The organism is Chloroherpetonaceae bacterium (assembly GCA_025056565.1).
Classification (GTDB): Bacteria; Bacteroidota; Chlorobiia; order Chlorobiales; family Thermochlorobacteraceae; genus Thermochlorobacter.
In genome coordinates, this window is record JANWWA010000001.1 from 22,192 (window position 1) to 41,435 (window position 19,244).

A 19,244-nucleotide genomic window follows, 5' to 3' on the forward strand; every position below is an offset into this window, starting at 1 on the left:
CTTTTATAGGATTGGAACCGTAAATGCTTTTCCGTTCCGATATATTTTAGGGTTTCCAGAATCAGGTGACACATCTACTAACCTTCCTTTCACATCTCCCTTAAACACAGCCCCCTCTGCAATAAGTCGGACTCTCTTTCGATGTTGCTCTGAATCTCCAAATTTCCCAATTGTTCCGCCACCACGCAGCAATATTTCATATTGCATTGCGCTCGCGAACTCTTCCTTTCCATTTGGCGAAATCAGTGAAAGTCCCAAATAGTATTCTGGTGAAGACGATTTTGCTTTCGGAAAATCTTCTAGTAATGTTTCTTCTACATACTCGAACTGCCCACATCCGCTTGAACGCTCTCCACCTATCCCTTCGTCAGCCAAGATTCGAAATGCTGTCAGAAGTTCCTTTTCATCATTTTCGCCCATTTCCTCCGAAATTCTCAGCAGCACATAAAATCCGCCTTTTGCTGTTACACCATTTCTGCCAATTATGGGCAAAAACTGCACATTCGTTTCCATATATAATTTTGCCTCTTGCTCAGTGGTATGCACCTTTACCTTTTGCATTTCCACTTTTTGGCAAAAACATGCTTCTTCTTCACACTCCAAGCCTGCTAACTCTTCCTTCAGGCACGCAAACTTGCCTCCAATTATTGCAATGCGCCCTTTATCCAGAAGTGAAAGTGATGAAGCCAAGAAAGTCATATCCCGTACTCTCTGCACTTCTATGGATTTCAACACCTCCGAGTATACGCCAAACGATAGATACTGAATCTTTTTTTCTTTCTTATGCTGGGTAAAATCTCTCACGGCGAGTTGACACATTGGCTTTGGCAAGAAAAAAATCTTATGCGTCCCTAAAATCAACACATAAAAGCCAGATGAAAATAACACTTTACCTTCATTTACCAGATTTATGAACTTCTCTGCTCCGCTCAGTGCTATTTCATAGATGTTTGCCAGTGCTGAAAAGAGTGTGTCACTATGTAAAATTTCTGAGGTTTCATCTAGCCCTGTTTCGCCAAAGTGAAACTGCGAATACGGCTTTGGTAACAACAGCAATGCCTTCATACCTCTACCATTCTATTAAACTTTTCGACATACTCCTGTTCATTAGTTATACTCTTCGCCTCATTGTTGTTCTTGTAGTCATCAATTGTTTTTTCTCTTATCTTTACCTCTGAAAACTTTACTTTACCATAGCCTCTTGAACCTTGACCACCCAGATAATCATCTTGCAAAATCAACATTGCTTTGCATACTTGATCGAGGTGAGACTGTCCCTTGTCATCGTCGAATATATTCAATATCATCTCAAACTTGAAACGTGCACCTGCTGGCACACGTTCCAATTGACGCGGATGGTCTGCTGTTCCTGTCTTTCGATTAATCGTATTTTCCCACTTACTTTCTGTGAAGTCAAACTCCAGTGTTGCATCTCTAAATTTTTCTCGAAAGTGTTCTTCATCCAAAAATGCATCTCTTACAATTAGGCGAGCTGGCTTTCCCTCTTGTGTTTTATCATTTGCCGAACCGAAAATCTCTTGCAGCACTGCTGAATCCTGCTTTATGTCAAGACTTCCCTCCTCTCGTGCCAAAATAGCGCGTAGCTTGCCTTTTATAGAGCTTCCAGGAATAAATGGTACTCCTCTCGCTGTTTTTATCACATTTAAATCAATACCGCCGATATCGAGCGCTGTTTTTGAACCACCAATATGTAAACCTGTAACTGTCTCGATGATACCTGTAATAAAAATTTTCTTTATTAGTTTCATTGAATCCTCCTACTATGGAAGTTTTTCGTTGTATTTATGGTATGCCACGATTGCCGTCAGGAACTCCTGAAATTTGCTCAGGCGTTCCAGTGAGTTCGCATTACGAATCAAATTTGTTAAGACATCAACGAAAATTCTAAAATCTTTATTTGCCTCATTACGTCCTGCAAGATAGGCAAGCTGTACTTCCATTTTCCATAGCTCCTCTGGTTGTTTTACTTTCTTTACCTTATTAAAGATGTTTCTCAACTGATGTGAGGTAATACGTTTTGCTATGTAGCCCGTGTATCTCTTTATTCTATCTATCAACTCGTGATAATTTGACTCTCCATACACATATTCAGGTTTGAACATCTCCTTTGGGTTCGGAAAATCATGTTTGCCATGCTTATCCTGCTTTTTTCCCTCTTGGCTTTTTTCTTTTTTGCTATTCTCACTGTGATTTTGTTGCGGTTCTGCCATTTGTTTCTCTCCTCCCTTTTATTTCACTGCTCTTGGAATGCAGGTTTGAATCCTCTTGTTTCAAATTCTGCCCATCGCGCTGCTACAGCTACAAGCATAGGACTTTTCACTCTACTTTTATCTTTTGCCGTTAGTGCATCAGACAAAAGCCGTTCGTACTGATTTACAATTTTTTTCACTATCTCTCTCACTACCTGCTCATTTTCCTTTTTTCCTCTAATTTCACGCAGCGAATATGCCACTATCCAATACTTCTTTAAATCTACGCGCCTTGTTTTCCCATTGCTTCTCAGCACCTCGTTTAAGCCCGATGCACTCTGTAAAACTTTCTGCAAAACAGACTTTGGCTGTTCGTATTTCCTAACCAGTTCGACAAATGTTTCCTTTAACTTTCTTGCTTCTGCAAATTCTTGCCATGATAACACTGTGTTGAACACACTGATGCTGTTTTTCTCTGGTCTTCTTGTCTTTGCATCGTGCAGTCGCTCCTCGGCAAGCGCTGCAAAGCGCGCAACTGAACAACTGCTATCTACAACAACAATTCCCGCAGATAGTGTGATTTTTGGATGATAACACACAAACCGTCTAAACTCATCATTTACTCTCAGTGCAAAATCAAATACTCGATGCCAGCTCCCTACCACAAAAAAATCATCGCCGCCAGAGAAGATTGGGTAAATGTAGTTCCTGAATGATTCATTCCGCAGCAATGTATTAACATATCCCTCAAAAAACCATTTCATTGACCGAGATAGTGCAGCAACCCGAGATACTGTGCGCAGCTCTTTTGGAAGCCCCTCTTTGAACAGCCTGCCCAAATTATCCACATCTACCTTTAATACTGCCAGTTTCCCAGTGCCTGTCTCCAACGCCGCTTTCCAAGCTAAATGGTTGAACGATAGCAGATAATTGAGTTCAATTGGATCTGCTGTTGCATCAAAGTTAAGCCCTTTTTCCTCGCAAGCCTTCAAAAAGCGCTCTTTCTCCTCCTTTGTCCAAGTAGGAAGATTTTTGACTGCAAAACGAAACCCTTTAAATCGCCCCTCAAAACCTGTTATATTAAATGCCACCCCCTCTTTGCTATCGTTCTCAAAAAACCTCACTTCATATCCCAACTTTTTTATAGGCTCTTCCCAGTAAAGTATCTCTTCTTTCTTCTCTGGCTCTTTTCGTTTGAGAATAGTATATGCTCTTGCTCTTCGCAGTCTTTCAGCTAGTTCCCTGAAATCTTCCTGTTCTTTTTCTCTGCTTTTCGGAACTTGTGGAATCGGCTCAAATACCTTCTCATAATCAACAGACTTAAACTTCGCCTGCTTTTGGATTCGGAGCATTTCCTTCACTTTTTGCCACTTCTCTGTGAAGAACTTTGCTGTCTGCTCCCCGAAATCTGCCTCACGCTGCGGTCTAAAATCTTGGATTGAAACTTTTTCCCACACCAAAGAAATGTATAGCTCTGTTTCTAAGAATGCTTCCTCTAACTTTTTCTTGCACTGCCTCAAATTTTCTTCTTTGCATTGCGGTGCAAGGATATAAAAGTTTCCGCCTCCGTTAAAGAGAAGATTTGCTGGTTTAAGATTTAGTTCATCTAAAATAAGTTGTGCAGCGACCTCTGCTAAAAGCTGTACGAAAAATGATCGACCTTTTAGCGCTTTTGCTGCGCCTTTTGTCGTAACACTAAATATAAAATCCTGAATACCTGATACATCGCCAGCAACCAATAGACATGGCTCAGGAAAACTGTCTCTTTTGTAACCCTCTTTTCCATCATTCAGAATATCTGCATCTTTACCTTTCCAACTTCCTTCCACATACTCGTCATACAGACATAGCGCAATTGCCGCAGTGGAACGCAGATGGTCATATAGATTAATGTCAGGCTTTGAGAGCCTTTCTTTTCCTTGAAATGCCACAGGCGTTTGCGCAGGCGTGCTATGGCAAAATTTTTCCAAGAGATAAAGCAATTCATCTTCCGTCTCGATCTTTTCAAGTGCCTGTAAGAACTCTTTGACAATTCGCTGATAAGGGCTTTTTTCTTTTTCTTCAAACGCAGGTTGATTACTACTTTGAAACATTGACTCCGCATTCTGACTTAGCGGATGTAAATCAAGGTACAGCGGCTTTGCCAAGCGTTTTCCGTCTATTTCTATGTCTGCGAATGGTGATTGCAGGCGCGCCAGATAATACTTCTGTGGTTCGAGATGTGCATCGTCTTTTCTTTCTGCAGAAGCGCAATCGTCCGCAATGCGAATCAGCTTTAACAGCACACCTTTTGAGTTGATAGACTCGTAGTCTTTTTTGTTTGGGTCACTTCCACGATGATGCCACAGTGCAAATGCAGAAATTGCATCGCTCAAGAAGGGCTTACGGGACTTAAATTCGTCAATTAGCGCTGCAGAGTATCGCTTATGCGCAAATGTTACATCCGCATCACCGCTTTTCACATACCGCTCTGCACGCTCTTGCCACTCTGGCAATTTGGCACGCTCGATAAACTTACCAATGTCGTGTAACAGCGCTCCTAAGTAGACTTTATCTCGCTCTGTCATTCAGAGTTGCCGGGAGTTAATTTTGTCTTGCTGTTTGCTAATAGTTTTTTTTCTGTAAAAATACAAGATTCCGAGCACTTCTACAATACCCACTTATTTGTCCAATACCAGATATTTTCTGGTGCTTGCTTGATTTGCTGAGTATGACAAAGCCAGTTTTGCAGGTTCTCCCAGTATTCCTTAGCCAGCATAAAATCAAATGTAAAGCAAGGGACTGTTGCATTGTAAATTGCGTTACTTAGAGAATCGTCAGGCACTGTATTGGTTCTCTTGAAATAAATTAGCTTACTTTCGTCTGGATGCTGATGAATGAAGTCAATACTTTTGCGCAATACCTTGAGCAATCCTTTTATTTCTTTGCTACGCTCCTCAAGATTGCGTTGTGACGTTATCAAAATTAGCTGGCAGAAATCAGGTACACCCCAGTCTTTGAGCGCAAAAAAATCAGCATCTAAACCACGATTGCGCGCTTCAATAATCTCAAAATTGTAGAAAATGAGTGTTGCAACATCGGCTTTGTCTTGAGCTAAAGCATCGGTATGGTAGAAGCTGTTGTTAACGGGCGTTAAAGGTGCATCTTTTTCTCCGCCGTCTGCTTCAATCATCGTACGAATAATCGCTAACCCTCCTGGGTCAGGCGCACCTGGATACTGCACGCGCTTACCTGCCATATCGCGTGGTCGCTCAATGCCTCTACCTTTTAGATACATTACGCCACCGTTAGTATGTAAAAATCGTGCAAAACCTATTACAGATTTTCCTTTCGCTGCATCAATTACTAAATGAATTGGCTCTGTAATAGCTACATCTAATTCACCTTTTTCAATTGCTTCCATTGCGTCTAAGTGAGACGCAGGTTCAATCAAATCCAGCAAGAGCCCTGCTTCTCTGAACCAGCCTTTTTCTTCAGCAATAAGAAATGGTGCGTGGTCAGGATTAAGAAACCACTCCAATCCTAATCGAATTGTGTTCATCGCTGTTTGCATTCGGTTTGCATGTAATTACACGAAGAAAAATTCGGTTACGCTCATTTTTTTTTGAGATAGCTCTATCGACATGTTTGATTGAGATACATGCAATAGCCCATTAATATGTTTTACACTTCAAAACATTATGCAGTCCCCTTGCACAAGACAAGGTAATTCAGGACTCAAGTCTCACGGTAACTCACGGTAATGTATGCCCGAACAACACACTCAGTACTGCCATTCGCACCGCTACACCATTCGTCACCTGCTTCAAAATCAGGCTCTCTGACTTGCCAGCTGTATCGTCTCGGTCTGTTACCACACTAGACAGCTCTATTTCGCGATTGACAGGTCCAGGGTGCAAGACAAAGACTTTGTGAGTTACTTTTGCCAGCGCCTCATCGGTCAAAGCAAAGAAAGTGTTATACTCACGCAGCGTTGGCACAAAGCCCGCAGCTTCCCGTTCCAATTGCAAGCGCAGCACAATTACTGCATCACAGGCTTGCAGTGCTTCTTGAAGGCGTGTAAAGACCTGAACGCCAAAGTGCTCAATGCCGACTGGAAGTAGTGTAGGCGGCGCGCACACACTTACGCGCGCTCCCATTTTTTGCAGCCCGAAAATATTTGAGCGTGCTACGCGGCTATGCAAAATGTCCCCCAAAATCAATACTCTTAGTCCTGACAATTGTCCAAATGTTTCTTGCAAGGTGAACATATCCAACAAAGCCTGTGTAGGATGCTCGTGCATCCCATCGCCTGCGTTGATGACAATTTTGCGCGTATGCTTTGCGACAATTTCAGCTGCACCCGACTCCCCGTGCCGAATTACAAATGCATCGACTTGCATTGCCTCAATGTTAGCAATCGTGTCCAGCAAGGTTTCGCCTTTTTGCAGGCTACTGGTCGCAGCTGAGAAGTTTAAGGCACTCCCACTTAGACGCCGAACTGCTAACTCAAATGACGTGCGCGTGCGCGTAGAATTTTCAAAAAATGCAAGCACTACTGTCTTGCCTTGCAACACAGGCGGCAACGTGGTTGGCGATGCTATCCATTGCTGCTTAAAGTCTGCTGCACATTGCAAGATGCGTGCAATTTCTTCTGCTGATGTCCTATATAGCCCAAGCAAGTGCCGCATCGCTACGCAAGAATTTTGCTGCCCCGCAGTTACTTTTTCTCAGCAAGGCTCTGTTCCATTTCCCATTCCCAGATTCTGTCGAAGGCTGCCACTGGTGTAATCACCGCTTTTTTTATGCGCTTGCTTACACCAATCAGTGGTGAAGACCAAGACACAATTGTTTCGGGCTGCTCGTCGTAGATAATTTTCTGGTATTCTTTCCAAATCGGTGCAGTGTTCAAGATATTCAGCTCGGCTTTTGCTTGGTCAATGAGTTCATCGACACGTTTATTCTGGAAGCAAACAAAGTTGTAGGGGGTTCTTTCAAGGTCGGAGAGACGTGTCTCCGATGGATCCACATCTGGTGGTGCTACAATAAAACCTGCAATCATCACGTCCAGCTCGCGCTTGCGCATTTTTTCGGTCATCACATTCGACTCAATCGTCTCAATCTGGCAATCAATGCCAATTTCTTTTAGATTCTTCTGAATTAAGACAGATAAGAACTCACGCCCCTTATTGCCTTTGTTGATAAAAAGCTTGAAGCTGAATTTTCGTCCTTCTTTTTCAAGAATACCATCGCTGCCTTTCTTCCAGCCTTCTTCTGCTAGCAAGGCTTTGGCCTTTTCAGGGTCGTAAGGATAAGGCTTTAGCTCAGGGTTTTGCGCCCATTTACACACTGGCACGACATCTGAAAAGCCTAACATACCATAGCCTCTTAGGAAACCATCAACATACTCTTGCCGATTAATTGCATATGTGAGTGCCTGACGCACTTTCTTTGAACCAAAAAGAGGATGCGGCGCGATTTTTTTGCTCTGGTTATAAAGATTTTGGTCAATATTCATCCAGCCGACATAAAGGTAAGTTATCATTCCGCGCTGGTGAATCTCCACATTCGGATTTTCCTTTTGCATTTTTTCAGCTTCTTCAGGTGGCACACCCTGCACCATATCAGCTTCACCTGTGCGCAGCATTGCAAGGCGGGTCGTATTTTCCTGCACCACACGGTTGATGATGCGCTCAATCTTCGGTGGCGCTGGCAAGTTGCAAGTTGGATTTGCCACCAGCACACACTCTGAGTTTGGCACCCATTTCTCTACCTTGTATGGCCCGCAGCCAATCAATTTTTGTGGGTCTCTGTTGAACTCACTTTTGCGAAAGTCCTCACGCTTTACATCCTTCCAAATGTGCTCTGCAATGAAGGGCAAGTTGGTGTATTTGCACATTAGGTCGACCGCCATTGGCTTGCGGAAGCGCACAATAAGCGTTGAGTCATTTGGAATCTCAACCGCTTTGTTTAAGTCAACGCGGCCATCTTTTTCCTGCAAGAAATTTTCCGTGATAAAATTCTGGCGCACTGATGCAATAACAGGGTCAGCGTAAAGCTCATAGCTAAACTTCCAGTCTTGTGCGGTTACGGGCTTTCCGTCCGTCCACTTCACATCGCGGCGCAGCGTAAAGACAATTTCACGATTGCCATTGCGCACTTCCCAGCGAGTTGCAAAAAGTGGTCTATAGACAATCAAGCCCATAGTCGTATCAAATTCTTCCTGCATCAATCGTGGGTAAATCATTTTGCAGAACTCATCAGAGTTGCTCTCACTCTGCAAGATGGGGTTTAGCGTGAGGTCCGCAATGTAAGCATGCACCAGTGTGTTCGGTGGCGCAGCAAATTTGGTTGTCTCGGTTCCCTTTTTTGCTTCAGTGGGCCGAACATCTTTCTTGCCACAGGCTACGAGCCCAACCATCAGCGGTAGTAAAAGCCAGTGGTAAAGTTTCATTGTTTTTGTGAGTTAGTGATTAGTGAGTACTTGCAAGTTCGGCATCAGGCGTGCTTTTCCCGATTTAGCAGAAGAAAGGCTTAGCGGCATAAAATCTGGGTGAGCCTGAAATTGCAAGTTAATGAACTGTTTGTTCAATATGCGTGCTTTTGAAATCTGCAACTTCAAAACTTGGTGTTTTGCTGTTGATAGAGTGAAATGTAGCTTTTGCCCTTGAAATTTACGCTTTTTTGCGCAAAGTTTTGGCTATGCTTATTTGGGTGTTAAAGCCTTTTTCGGCGCTTAGTCTTTCAGAGCTTTACGCTGCCCTCAAAGCGCGCCAGCAGGTGTTTGTCGTCGAGCAGCATTGCGCGTATTTGGACCTTGACGACTGCGACCAGATGTCGCATCACCTTTTTGGCTTTGATGAAGCGCACCAGCTTGCAGCTTACTGTCGCCTTGTGCCACCCTGCATTAAGTTCACGGAGCCGTCGATTGGACGCGTGCTGACACTGCCATCGGTGCGTGGCAAAGGTTACGGCAAAGCCTTGATGCACACAGCGATTTCCCACATTCAACAACTTTACCCTCGTCAACCTATTCGCATTGGTGCCCAGCTTTACTTAGAGCGATTCTATAACACCTTTGGCTTCGTGCGCGCTTCACTACCATATGACGAAGACGGCATTGCACACATTGAAATGCTACGCGCTGCTGATGCGTAATGCGTCGCCATTAGCAACTTAGGTGCGCTAGACTGTTTGAGCCTTGCCGTGCAAGTCGTAGATTACGGCAGTGTCTATCAATCAAACTTATGCTCTTATGGTAATGCAGTACACTGGGCTTTTTGCTCTGCTGTTCTTCTCTTTCTTTGCTCAAGCCTTTGGGCAAGATTCAGTCAGCATTCTGTTTCGCTATCAATCGCTGAGCAATCCTTCACCAAGCCGTGTGCACTTCCCCGGGCAGTTCAACAACTGGGGTCCTAACACCAACGGCAACATTGCAGCGGGCACCCCTTCGCAGGCTAATTTCAATTCAGCAACTGGCCTCTGGGAAAGGGTTATTCGCTTGCCACTTGGCACCTACGAATACAAAATCAATGAAAACGGCCTCGTTACGGGCTGGCGCACCGACCCATTAAACCGCCGATATAATCCGCAGGATAACGATAACTCTATTTTGACTGTTGAACCGCTGACACTTTTTCAAGTTGCGGTGTTTCCATATACCAGCGGCTCTAAGCCCTTCAATCAGCCTTTTGTGGTGCGCACAGCACGGCCTGTGCTCACCGCAGGCATTTTCCTTGCACCGAATGTTTCACTCTCATCGCTTTCAGCCAGTCTTGATGGCGTTAGCATTCCTAATGCACTCTCATTTTACAATCCCGCAACTGGCATTTTCTCCTATCAGCCCCCGAGCAATCTGACTGATGGCGTGCGCACATTTCGCATCTCTGCCACCAGCTCTACAGGGCTGACCCGCACCGACTCCATACAATTTGAAGTGCGTGCTCGAACCATTCAGATTGAAACCCCGAGCTTTACCACGCGCAAAGATTCTTTTAACATCGGTGGCTTTGTGAACGATAGCCGAATTACGGCGGTGCAGATTCGAGTCGGCAATGCACTGCCTGTCGTTCAATCCGTTGTAAATGGCAGTTTTGACCGCTTTGTGCCACTGCAAAACGGTCGCAATGTGATTGTGGTCAGTGCCACAATTGATAACCAAACCGTCTCAGATAGCGTCATCATTACGAAGTTTGTGCCACAAGCCCCAGTTGCACGTGTGAGCATTACCGCATCTGGCAACGCCATTACGCTTTCGGCAGCGGAAAGCACTGACCCGCAAGGTCAGCCCCTTACCTTCATCTGGCGTGACCTTGAAGGTGTGCCGCTTGGCTTAACTGGTCGGACTGGCACAACGGTCAGTATTCCGAAGCCGTCTCGCGCTGGCGATTATCCCTTCCAACTTATTGCGCGCGACCCTGATGGCAATGCCGATACCGTGCGCCAGTATTTTACCGTTCGCCCGAATGGCGAAGTGCTCAACACCCGCTATGAAACCTCACCAGATTGGGTGCGGCAAATGCGGCTTTATCTTCTTTTCCCCAAAGCTGCCTCAAACCAGAACACCAACATTCTGCGCGACCTTATTCAGCGCGGTAGAGACCCCGGCGGCTTGCAATACATTCGCGATATGGGCTTCAATGTGATTTGGATGATGCCCGTAATGAAAACCGACAACGACCGCATCGACAATAACATTGGTATCGGCTACAACATTGTGGATTTTTACTCCGTCGTCTCTACCTACGGTACGCTGCAAGACTTCAAGGATTTTGTTACCGAAGCGCATCGCTTGGGCTTAAAGGTCATTTTGGACGTGACGCCCAACCATACAGGGCGCAATCACCCTTGGGCGCAGAGTGCTCGCACCTTAGGTCGCCGCTCGCCTTACTTTACTTGGTATCAACGCCAGATTCCCACTTCTGGGCCTGGCACGAACACCAATGGATTGGGCTGGGGCATTGATGCCGCTGGCTTTGTCTACTACGGTGGCTTTAGCCAAGCACTGCTCAACTTCGAGTGGAGCGACCTTGACGCCCGACACGCAATGCTTGACGTCTACAAATACTGGCTCAAAGAATTCGACCTCGATGGCTTTCGTTTTGATGTCTACTGGGGGCCCCATCGCCGCTATGGCAAAGCCAACTTCGATGAATTCTTGCGCAGTGAACTTAAGCGTATCAAAGGGGATATTTACTTGCTTGCAGAGTCAGATGGCACAGGGCCTGGCTCTGAGACTATCTTTGCTGACCACATCTCTGGCGGTCTGCGCGGTGGCGCTGATGCGGGCTATGACTGGAAACTCTACGGCGGAGCTATCCGCAACTTCGATTTCTCCGCTCCTTCTATCAATGCGCTTCACAACGAACTTTTCAACAATGGTTTTTATCCCGGCACAAATTCTTACTACCTTCGATTCCTCGAAAACAAAGATGAAGACCGCATTGCGTTTCTTTACCGCACGGCTGATACCCTTACGGCATACCGCCGCACCATGCCGATGGCCAGCGTGATTTTCACGGCGCCCGGTCACCCGCTGCTTTACACTGGACAAGAAGTTGGCGCAGGCTTTCCTACCACAGCCACTAATCTTGGCGAACCCGACCTTAATGTGCGTCGTCGTGGCATAGTGAACTGGAATCACTTTGGTCGGGCGCTCCTGATGCCACATTACCAGCGCCTTGCACATATCCGCGCGCAGTTTCCTGCTTTCTGGACGCAAACGCTGGTTCGCCTGAACACCGCAAACAATTTCGTCTATGCCTTCACGCGCCCCTTTGAAAACCAAAATGGCATCACGGTTGTCAATTTTTCCAATCAACTGCAAACTGTTACGCTGGACTTGCGCACGCCTAACGCTGTGCTTTTCACAGGCGGCATACAAGACGGTGCAACTTATTTCCTCAATAACCTTTATAGTGACACTCGCCGACAAGTTCGCGGCTCTGAGCTCAGTGCAGTTTCTGTCAGTCTGCCACCATTTGGCACAGCTATTTTCACACTCTCCACTACGCCTGATGCGGTCGTGATTCAAAATCCACTATCACTGCCAAAGAGTGAAGCGACCGTTCCTAAAACCTTCGCACTGGAACAAAATTATCCGAATCCGTTTAATCCAACGACCACCATTCGCTATCAATTGCCCGTTGCCAGTGATGTGAGCCTCAAAGTCTATGATGTGCTGGGCAGGGAAATTGCTACCTTAGTGCGTGCCCGTCAGGCTGCCGGCGCTTATCAAGTGCAGTGGTCTGCCGATGCAGGTCTTAGCAGCGGTGTGTATTTTTATCGCTTGCAAGCTGGAAACTTTGTTCAAACAAGGAAAATGATGCTGATTAAGTAATGTCGGCAGAACTTTGTCCTATTCACCGTGTGCCACTGGTGCTTTCGTATCGGGGTGTGAAAACTGTGCCTGACCTTCATGCTCGCCTTGAAGGGTTGCCGATGCTTTACTGCCCAATGTGTGCTGCAGAGGGCAAAGATACCGCACGTGAGTTTGAGAGCGCTCGCACCAATGCTTTTGTAGCCGGCTTGCGCCGATTGCTCGAGAAGACCGACTTTTCACCCCACTTTCACAAGCCTGAAATGACCTTCAATTTCAATCCCCACAAAGCGCGTCTGGAGCAAAGCGGCTTAGGTGAACGGAAAAGCTCACCGAGCTCTTTTCAAACGCTTGATGAAGACATTGCCAAGCGCTTAGACCTGTTTGTGCCACACAAGCCACTTTATTCGCTCGACCGCTTGATTTTAGACGACGCCACGCGCAAGGCTTTGCACGAGGTGCTTGCACTTATTGAGCAGCAGTATCTTATCTACGAGACATGGAACTTGCAATCGATTGACCGTTCTGGGCGCAAGGTTGCACTTAATTTCTACGGACTGCCCGGCACAGGCAAAACGCTTGCCGCCGAAGCCCTTGCTAATTTTCTTGGCCGAGACATCTTGATGGTCAGCTATGCAGAGCTTGAATCAAAGTATGTAGGCGAGACACCTAAGAACATCAAAGCAGCGTTTGCCAAAGCCAGTCGCACGGGTGCGGTGCTCTTTTTTGATGAAGCCGATTCCATTTTAGGTAAGCGTCTGACTAATGTGCAGCAGTCAGCCGACCATAGCGTTAATCTCACACGTAGCACCACGCTCATTGAACTTGACCGCTTCAACGGCTTGGTGATTTTTGCCTCAAATCTTGTGAGCAACTACGACACGGCTTTCCTTCGCCGAATGATTGCACACATTGAATTTCGCCTGCCTGAAAAACCGCAGCTTCGGGACATCTGGCGCGTGCATCTACCACCGCAGTTGCCTGTTGAACCAAATTTGGACTTCGATAAGCTCGCAGAAATTTCACTTGGCGCTTCAGGGGGCGAGGTTAAAAACGCTGTGCTCTTAGCTGCCGCAAAAGTTGCCACCCGTCCCAAGTCAGAGCAGGTTGTACGCTTTGCAGATTTTGCCGAAGCGATTACCTCAATTCTGGAACAAAAGCAACGGGTCTTGAATTCACATCAATCCCTTTTGCCACAATGAAACGCACTCATGCCGCTCGCTCTGCTTCGTCCGTAAACGGACACCATAGCCGCCCTTCTGCACTTGCCTCGCCGCCATCGCATCGCTCAGACCTTTCCACTGAGCCGAAACGCTCTGCCACCTATGCCCGCAAGACCAAAGAGACGGATATTACCATTTCGCTCACGCTTGATGGCGAGGGACGCTATGATATTGACACGGGCATCAATTTCCTAAACCACATGCTGGAGCTTTTCGCCAAGCACTCACGCATTGACCTTGTGCTTCGCTGCAAAGGCGATGTGCACATTGATGACCACCACACGGTAGAAGACGTAGCAATTGCACTTGGTCGTGCGCTTTCTCAAGCCTTAGGTGAAAAGGTCGGCATTGAGCGCTATGGTTACGCATACATTCCGATGGACGAGACACTGGCGCGTGCAGTCATTGACCTAAGCGGGCGTGCTTACCTTGTCTTCAATGCCAAATTTGCACGTGCAAAAATCAGCGATATGGCGACTGAAATGGTTGAGCACTTTTTCCTCTCGCTCTCCGAGCATCTGAAAGCCAATGTGCATCTGGAAGTGCTTTACGGCAAAAACACTCACCACAAAATTGAAGCACTCTTCAAAGCCTTTGCCGTTGCGCTGCGGCAAGCCGTGCGCATTTCATCTCAGCAAATTGCCTCTACAAAAGGCACGCTCAGCTAAGCCCCAAACAACTACAGCTTAGCCTCGCACTGTTGCAAGTGTCCAATGCTATGTTATATCTTTACTTGACTGACCAGTCGGTCATTACTCAACCTTAACCTTAACGCACTATGGATACTGCGGTAAAATCGCTCTCAAAGTCTCCCCGGCTGAATGTGCAAATGTGGCTTAAAGCCCTACGCGGCATTCCTCGCATCTCGAAAGAAGAGTGGGACAGTCTGGATATTATCTCTCGCTGGCTGATTGCCACCCGCTCGGCTGTGCTGGTAATGACTTTTACTTCTGCAGCAATTGGTGGACTGTTAGCATATCGCGCAGGTCAATTCGACTGGTTGCTCTGGGGCTGCGTCGTGATTGGCTTGCTTTTGGCGCATGCCGCCAACAATCTTTTCAACGACCTGATTGATTATCTCAAGGGCGTTGACCGTGGCAATTACTTTCGCGCGCAATACGGTCCTCAGCCTGTTGAGCACGGTTTGCTGACTGTGCGAGAGCAGTGGCTTTACGCTATTGTTACATTAGTGCTGGCGCTTATCCCAGGCATCTACCTTGTTAGCGTGCGCGGTGAGCTGGTGCTGCAGATGCTGCTCTTAGGCTTAATCTTTGTCATCTTCTACACTTGGCCGCTCAAATACATTGGCTTAGGTGAACTCACCGTCATCGTGGTCTGGGGGCCACTGATGATTGGCGGTGGATACTATGTTGTAACAGGCAATTGGGATTGGAATGTCGTCATTGCTGGAATGCCGTATGCTTTAGGACCGACATGCGTGCTTTTTGGCAAGCATATTGACAAGCTCGAGAGCGACAAAGCCAAAAAAATCTATACGCTGCCTGTCATCTTAGGTGAGCGCAATGCCCGCTACGCTGTACTTGGAATGGCTGTGCTGCAGTATGTTTCTGTTGTCTATCTTGTCGCAATTGGATTTTTCTCGCCTGCGATGCTCATTGTGCTCTTTTCGCTTTCGACGATGCCTGCAGTCTGGAAATTCTATCGCGCTCCGAAACCTCTCACCAAACCTGATGACTATGATGCGAACATTTGGCCGCTCTGGTTTTCTGCCGTGATTTTTATGCACAACCGTCGGTTAGGGGGTCTTTTCCTCTTAGGCTTGCTGATTGACATCGCGCTGAGAAAAGTTCTGTGATTCACTTCGCCGCTCTGTAGCAACTGCGTTATGCTCCCCAGCGGTGAAAAAAGTTAGGGCAGGTCTTCAACCTGCCCTTCGCATTGCATTCCTTTGACTTGCTCTCAAGTCAGGCTTCGGTGGGTTGGCTCTTGGCTTCTTGTTCCTTGACTTTGAGGGCAGCCTTACCCGTGCGCTCACGCAGATAGAAGAGCTTTGCGCGTCGTGCCTTGCCACGCTTGACGACCTCAATCTTTGCAACGGTCGGCGTATGCAGTGGAAAGATGCGCTCGACACCTACGCCGTGCGAAATTTTACGCACTGTAATTGTCTCCGACAGACCCTCACCGCGGCGATTGATTACTACGCCTTCATAGAGCTGAATACGCTCCTTGTCGCCTTCCACGACGCGCACATGCACGCGCACGGTATCGCCGTAGCGGAAGTCTGGAATGTCGTTTCGCAAAAAACCCGCTTCTACCAGTTTGATTTTGTTTTGCATCGCTCAAATTCCTTTCTGTTTTGTTTTGAAAATTTAGTTGCCCTCCAGCAAGTCAGGGCGGCGCTGACGGGTACGCTCTAAGGCATTTTGCTCACGCCACTTGGCAATTTCCTTGTGATTGCCCGACAGCAGCACTGCCGGCACTTTCATTCCCATAAACTCGGCTGGACGCGTGTAGTGCGCACAATCCAGCTTTCCATCTTGAAACGAGTCCAACAGTGCGGACTCGGCATCGCCCAGCACATTCGGCAAAAGCCGCGCTACTGCATCCATCACCATTAAAGCTGGGATTTCACCACCTGATAGCACCACATCACCGACAGAAATCTCTCGTGTCACCAGTGCTTCGCGCACGCGCTCATCGACGCCTTTGTAGTGCCCGCAGAGCAAAATCAAATTGCTTTTGAGCGACAGTTCATTTGCCACTTTTTGCGTTAGCCGCTCGCCGTCGGGCGTTAGGAAAATCACCTCGTCGTAGTGCCGCTCGGATTTTAGTTTTTGCACCACGCGGAAAATCGGCTCAGGCATTAAAATCATTCCTGCACCGCCCCCAAATGGGTGATCATCAACCTGCTGGTATTTGCCCTTGCCATAGTCGTGCAAGTTGTGCAATACAATTTGCACCGCTTGCTTTTCTTGCGCAATCCTCAGCACTCCATTTTCTAAGGCGCTTGTAAAGTAGCGAGGCATCACCGTGATCACATCAAAGCGAAGCATTGTCCACCTCCTCTCAGTAGGCTACAAAAACTCTTCGAAGCGTTTCAGACGAACCAGCTTTGCGCTTAGGTCGACTTCTTCGACAAACTCTGCCAGAGCGGGAATGAGCACCTCTCGCTCTCCATAGCGAATTTGATAGGCATCACACGAGGGCAGCGTCAGCACATCAGTTAAAACCCCAATCAGCTTGCCTTGTGTGTCGACAGCCTGCAATCCAATCAGCTCATGGATATAGGCTTGATTTTTGCCTAGTCTTACAAGCTGCGTTTCGTCAATGAACAGTGAGTAACCTCGAAATTTCTCCGCCTCTTCTGGCGACTCAATACCTTTGAGCTTCAAAATTACAGCTTGACTAGCTAACCTTGCAGACTGCACCTCTACTTTTTGCGCCTCACCTGAACTTTTGCCAAGATAGAGCCACCGACGCGACTTAAACTTTTCTGGAAAACTTGTCTCTGATTGCACTTTGACCGCCCCTTTTATGCCGTGCGGTTTCAAAATGCGTCCGACCAGATACAGCTCCATCGTGCCTCAGCTCATTAGCTGCACTGAAAAGTTGCTGTTGTCGAATCCGTCACTTTTTTGGTTCTACGCTGCTCTACGCTGAAGCACCTTCTTTTGCTTTTGCTTCAGCTTCTTTCTTTTTCTTGCGTCGCAGAGCCTTTTTTTCAAGGTTGCGCCTAAGGCGTGCATCACGTTGCTGGCGCCACTTTTCCAGCTCTGCTGCAATTTCTTCGGCGCTTTTGCCTTTCCGCTCCAAGTGCAGTCGGAGCAACAGTCCTGTGCTACGGATAATGCTACGTGCCGTTGCAGTTGGCTGCGCCCCCACACTCAGCCAATACGCCACGCGGTCTTCCTTGAGCGTCACGGCATGTGGCTTTTTCTTTGGCTCGTAGCGACCAAGGTCTTCCAAAAATGCCCCGTCGCGCCGTGCCCGCGCATCGGTCGCTACCAGTTGATAAATCGGCAATTTTTTTCTGCCAATTCGACGCAGACGAATTTTAACCATTCTTCAAGTTGAGTTGGTGTGTGTAAGTGGTTTTGAATTCCCTACCGTTGAAACATTTTGCCGATTGGGAGATTTTCGAGCGAAATTTTGCGCCCTGCTGCCGCCATCTTGTTGATGGATTTCATCATTTTCTTCATCTCGTTGAATTGCTTAAGGAGCGCATTGACTTCCTGCACCGTTGTACCGCTGCCTCGTGCAATGCGTGCGCGCCGGCTACCATTGATAATGTCGGGATTGCGGCGCTCCTCTTTCGTCATAGAACAAATGATTGCCTCCACTTTTTTCAAATCCTTCTCATTGATTTCCTGAGCAGGAATGAGCTTGTTCATTCCGGGAATCATTGACGCAATTGCTTGCAGCGACCCCAACTTTTTAATTTCCTGAATCTGCGCGTAGAAATCTTCTAAGTTAAAGTCATTCTCGAGCAGTTTCTTTTGCAGCTCTTGAGCTTTTTGGAGGTCTAATTTTTCTTGCGCTTTCTCGACAAAGGTAACAATATCGCCCATACCGAGAATGCGCTGTGCCATTCGGTCAGGATAGAAAATATCAAGGTCTTCTAACTTTTCGCCTTGACTGATGAACTTGATGGGCTTGTGCACCACACTTTTGATGGAAAGTGCAGCACCTCCGCGCGTGTCGCCGTCCATTTTGGTGAGCACTACGCCATCGAAATCCAGTCGCTCGTTAAAGGCTTTTGCGGTGTTGACCGCTTCCTGACCTATCATTGCATCGACGACGAAGAGAATTTCCTCAGGGTTTAGTGCCTTTTTGATATCCTCGGCTTCCTGCATCATCTCTTCGTCAATTTGCAAGCGACCAGCGGTGTCAATGATGGCTACATCTCGCGCATTTTTGCGGGCAAACTCGACGCCTTCTTTGGCTACCTTGACCGCATTTTTCTCTTCCTCCAGCGCAAAGACAGGCACATCAATTTGCGCCCCCAGTGTTTTCAGTTGGTCTATAGCTGCTGGGCGATAAATGTCTGCCGCCACCAAGAGCGGATTGCGTCCCTTCTTTTTGAGATGCAGCGCTAATTTTGCAGCGAAGGTTGTTTTACCAGAGCCTTGCAAGCCTGCTACCATCACCACCGCCGGAATGCGGTTGGTTTTGAGATTCAGCTCCGCTTGCTCACCACCCATTAGCGCCGTCAGCTCATCGTAGACGATTTTGACAATCATCTGCGAGGGCTTGACGCTTTTGATGACCTCTTGCCCTAGCGCTTTCTTGCGAACCTCTTCGACGAACTGCTTGGCGACGGCATAATTGACATCGGCATCTAACAGCGCGCGCTTAATGTCGCGCAGTGCATTGCCGATATTCACCTCATTGATACGCGCTTGCCCAGATAGCTTGCGGAGCGCACTGTCTATTCTGTCGCTCAGTGCCTCAAACATTTCCTCGTTTGCAAACCTTCATTAGACGTGAAAACAAAAATGCCGCAAAAATTTGCGGACTGCGAAGATAACGCAATCTCCTAGATTTTGCAATGAC

The 19,244-nt window shown here is 47.1% G+C and carries 17 protein-coding genes; 5 read left to right on the plus strand and 12 right to left on the minus strand.

The features are described from left to right. Positions 1-3: 3 nt before the first annotated feature. The 7 genes from csm4 to NZM05_00140 form a co-directional block, all read right to left on the minus strand. On the minus strand, positions 4-1,065 hold the full coding sequence (gene csm4, locus NZM05_00110) for a type III-A CRISPR-associated RAMP protein Csm4 (protein ID MCS7012023.1): 1,062 nt from the start codon (positions 1,063-1,065) through the stop codon (positions 4-6). Further along, entirely contained in the window at positions 1,062-1,769 is a 708-nt protein-coding gene (csm3, locus tag NZM05_00115) for a type III-A CRISPR-associated RAMP protein Csm3 (GenBank protein ID MCS7012024.1), read from the minus strand. The genes csm4 and csm3 overlap by 4 nt, the downstream gene beginning before the upstream one ends. Positions 1,770-1,781: 12 nt before the next feature. After that, a complete protein-coding gene (gene csm2, locus NZM05_00120) occupies positions 1,782-2,231 on the minus strand; it encodes a type III-A CRISPR-associated protein Csm2 (protein MCS7012025.1) in 450 nt (149 codons plus the stop codon). Between the two features lie 23 nt (positions 2,232-2,254). Further along, positions 2,255-4,777, minus strand: coding sequence for a type III-A CRISPR-associated protein Cas10/Csm1 (gene cas10, locus NZM05_00125; GenBank protein MCS7012026.1), 2,523 nt, complete (start codon positions 4,775-4,777; stop codon positions 2,255-2,257). Positions 4,778-4,857: 80 nt separating this feature from the next. Then, complete coding sequence (locus NZM05_00130) at positions 4,858-5,751, minus strand: ABC transporter substrate-binding protein (GenBank protein MCS7012027.1); 894 nt, start codon at positions 5,749-5,751, stop codon at positions 4,858-4,860. Between the two features lie 193 nt (positions 5,752-5,944). After that, entirely contained in the window at positions 5,945-6,880 is a 936-nt protein-coding gene (locus NZM05_00135; protein MCS7012028.1) for an aspartate carbamoyltransferase catalytic subunit, read from the minus strand. 29 nt (positions 6,881-6,909) lie between these two features. Next, positions 6,910-8,643 carry an ABC transporter substrate-binding protein gene (locus NZM05_00140; protein MCS7012029.1) on the minus strand — a complete coding sequence of 578 codons (1,734 nt, stop codon included), beginning with the start codon at positions 8,641-8,643 and terminating at the stop codon, positions 6,910-6,912. 248 nt (positions 8,644-8,891) lie between these two features. Here NZM05_00140 and NZM05_00145 point away from each other — a divergent pair, with 248 nt between their 5' ends. The 5 genes from NZM05_00145 (at position 8,892) to NZM05_00165 (ending at position 15,546) form a co-directional block, all read left to right on the plus strand. Further along, positions 8,892-9,347 carry a GNAT family N-acetyltransferase gene (locus NZM05_00145; protein ID MCS7012030.1) on the plus strand — a complete coding sequence of 152 codons (456 nt, stop codon included), beginning with the start codon at positions 8,892-8,894 and terminating at the stop codon, positions 9,345-9,347. 103 nt (positions 9,348-9,450) lie between these two features. Continuing rightward, positions 9,451-12,528 (plus strand): alpha-amylase family glycosyl hydrolase, encoded by a 3,078-nt coding sequence (locus NZM05_00150; protein MCS7012031.1) that lies wholly within the window; start codon positions 9,451-9,453, stop codon positions 12,526-12,528. Beyond that, positions 12,528-13,709 carry an ATP-binding protein gene (locus NZM05_00155; protein ID MCS7012032.1) on the plus strand — a complete coding sequence of 394 codons (1,182 nt, stop codon included), beginning with the start codon at positions 12,528-12,530 and terminating at the stop codon, positions 13,707-13,709. Before NZM05_00150 ends, NZM05_00155 begins: the two co-directional genes overlap by 1 nt. Further along, the gene (gene hisB / locus NZM05_00160; GenBank protein MCS7012033.1) at positions 13,706-14,398 is read left to right on the plus strand and encodes an imidazoleglycerol-phosphate dehydratase HisB; all 693 of its coding nucleotides are present in this window, start codon (positions 13,706-13,708) and stop codon (positions 14,396-14,398) included. The genes NZM05_00155 and hisB overlap by 4 nt, the downstream gene beginning before the upstream one ends. 110 nt (positions 14,399-14,508) lie before the next feature. After that, on the plus strand, positions 14,509-15,546 hold the full coding sequence (locus NZM05_00165; protein ID MCS7012034.1) for a prenyltransferase: 1,038 nt from the start codon (positions 14,509-14,511) through the stop codon (positions 15,544-15,546). A 109-nt stretch (positions 15,547-15,655) separates the two neighbouring features. Here NZM05_00165 and rplS read toward each other — a convergent pair whose 3' ends face one another. The 5 genes from rplS to ffh all read right to left on the minus strand — a co-directional run bounded on the left by rplS (position 15,656) and on the right by ffh (position 19,147). Then, complete coding sequence (gene rplS, locus NZM05_00170) at positions 15,656-16,027, minus strand: 50S ribosomal protein L19 (GenBank protein MCS7012035.1); 372 nt, start codon at positions 16,025-16,027, stop codon at positions 15,656-15,658. A gap of 33 nt (positions 16,028-16,060) precedes the next feature. Further along, entirely contained in the window at positions 16,061-16,744 is a 684-nt protein-coding gene (trmD, locus tag NZM05_00175; GenBank protein MCS7012036.1) for a tRNA (guanosine(37)-N1)-methyltransferase TrmD, read from the minus strand. A 21-nt stretch (positions 16,745-16,765) separates the two neighbouring features. Then, on the minus strand, positions 16,766-17,269 hold the full coding sequence (gene rimM, locus NZM05_00180; GenBank protein ID MCS7012037.1) for a ribosome maturation factor RimM: 504 nt from the start codon (positions 17,267-17,269) through the stop codon (positions 16,766-16,768). A gap of 73 nt (positions 17,270-17,342) precedes the next feature. After that, entirely contained in the window at positions 17,343-17,753 is a 411-nt protein-coding gene (gene rpsP, locus NZM05_00185) for a 30S ribosomal protein S16 (GenBank protein MCS7012038.1), read from the minus strand. A 41-nt stretch (positions 17,754-17,794) separates the two neighbouring features. Further along, the gene (gene ffh, locus NZM05_00190; GenBank protein MCS7012039.1) at positions 17,795-19,147 is read right to left on the minus strand and encodes a signal recognition particle protein; all 1,353 of its coding nucleotides are present in this window, start codon (positions 19,145-19,147) and stop codon (positions 17,795-17,797) included. Positions 19,148-19,244 lie beyond the last annotated feature (97 nt).

Excerpts from the sequence above, each read along its gene's own strand:
- cas10 (MCS7012026.1), bottom strand. The coding sequence starts at position 4,777 with ATGACAGAGCGAGATAAAGTCTACTTAGGAGCGCTGTTACACGACATT.
- NZM05_00140 (MCS7012029.1), bottom strand. The coding sequence starts at position 8,643 with ATGAAACTTTACCACTGGCTTTTACTACCGCTGATGGTTGGGCTCGTA.
- ffh (MCS7012039.1), bottom strand. The coding sequence starts at position 19,147 with ATGTTTGAGGCACTGAGCGACAGAATAGACAGTGCGCTCCGCAAGCTA.
- csm3 (MCS7012024.1), bottom strand. The coding sequence starts at position 1,769 with ATGAAACTAATAAAGAAAATTTTTATTACAGGTATCATCGAGACAGTT.
- rpsP (MCS7012038.1), bottom strand. The coding sequence starts at position 17,753 with ATGGTTAAAATTCGTCTGCGTCGAATTGGCAGAAAAAAATTGCCGATT.
- NZM05_00145 (MCS7012030.1), top strand. The coding sequence starts at position 8,892 with ATGCTTATTTGGGTGTTAAAGCCTTTTTCGGCGCTTAGTCTTTCAGAG.
- csm4 (MCS7012023.1), bottom strand. The coding sequence starts at position 1,065 with ATGAAGGCATTGCTGTTGTTACCAAAGCCGTATTCGCAGTTTCACTTT.
- trmD (MCS7012036.1), bottom strand. The coding sequence starts at position 16,744 with ATGCTTCGCTTTGATGTGATCACGGTGATGCCTCGCTACTTTACAAGC.
- NZM05_00130 (MCS7012027.1), bottom strand. The coding sequence starts at position 5,751 with ATGAACACAATTCGATTAGGATTGGAGTGGTTTCTTAATCCTGACCAC.
- hisB (MCS7012033.1), top strand. The coding sequence starts at position 13,706 with ATGAAACGCACTCATGCCGCTCGCTCTGCTTCGTCCGTAAACGGACAC.
- rimM (MCS7012037.1), bottom strand. The coding sequence starts at position 17,269 with ATGGAGCTGTATCTGGTCGGACGCATTTTGAAACCGCACGGCATAAAA.
- csm2 (MCS7012025.1), bottom strand. The coding sequence starts at position 2,231 with ATGGCAGAACCGCAACAAAATCACAGTGAGAATAGCAAAAAAGAAAAA.
- NZM05_00150 (MCS7012031.1), top strand. The coding sequence starts at position 9,451 with ATGCAGTACACTGGGCTTTTTGCTCTGCTGTTCTTCTCTTTCTTTGCT.
- rplS (MCS7012035.1), bottom strand. The coding sequence starts at position 16,027 with ATGCAAAACAAAATCAAACTGGTAGAAGCGGGTTTTTTGCGAAACGAC.
- NZM05_00155 (MCS7012032.1), top strand. The coding sequence starts at position 12,528 with ATGTCGGCAGAACTTTGTCCTATTCACCGTGTGCCACTGGTGCTTTCG.
- NZM05_00165 (MCS7012034.1), top strand. The coding sequence starts at position 14,509 with ATGGATACTGCGGTAAAATCGCTCTCAAAGTCTCCCCGGCTGAATGTG.
- NZM05_00135 (MCS7012028.1), bottom strand. The coding sequence starts at position 6,880 with ATGCGGCACTTGCTTGGGCTATATAGGACATCAGCAGAAGAAATTGCA.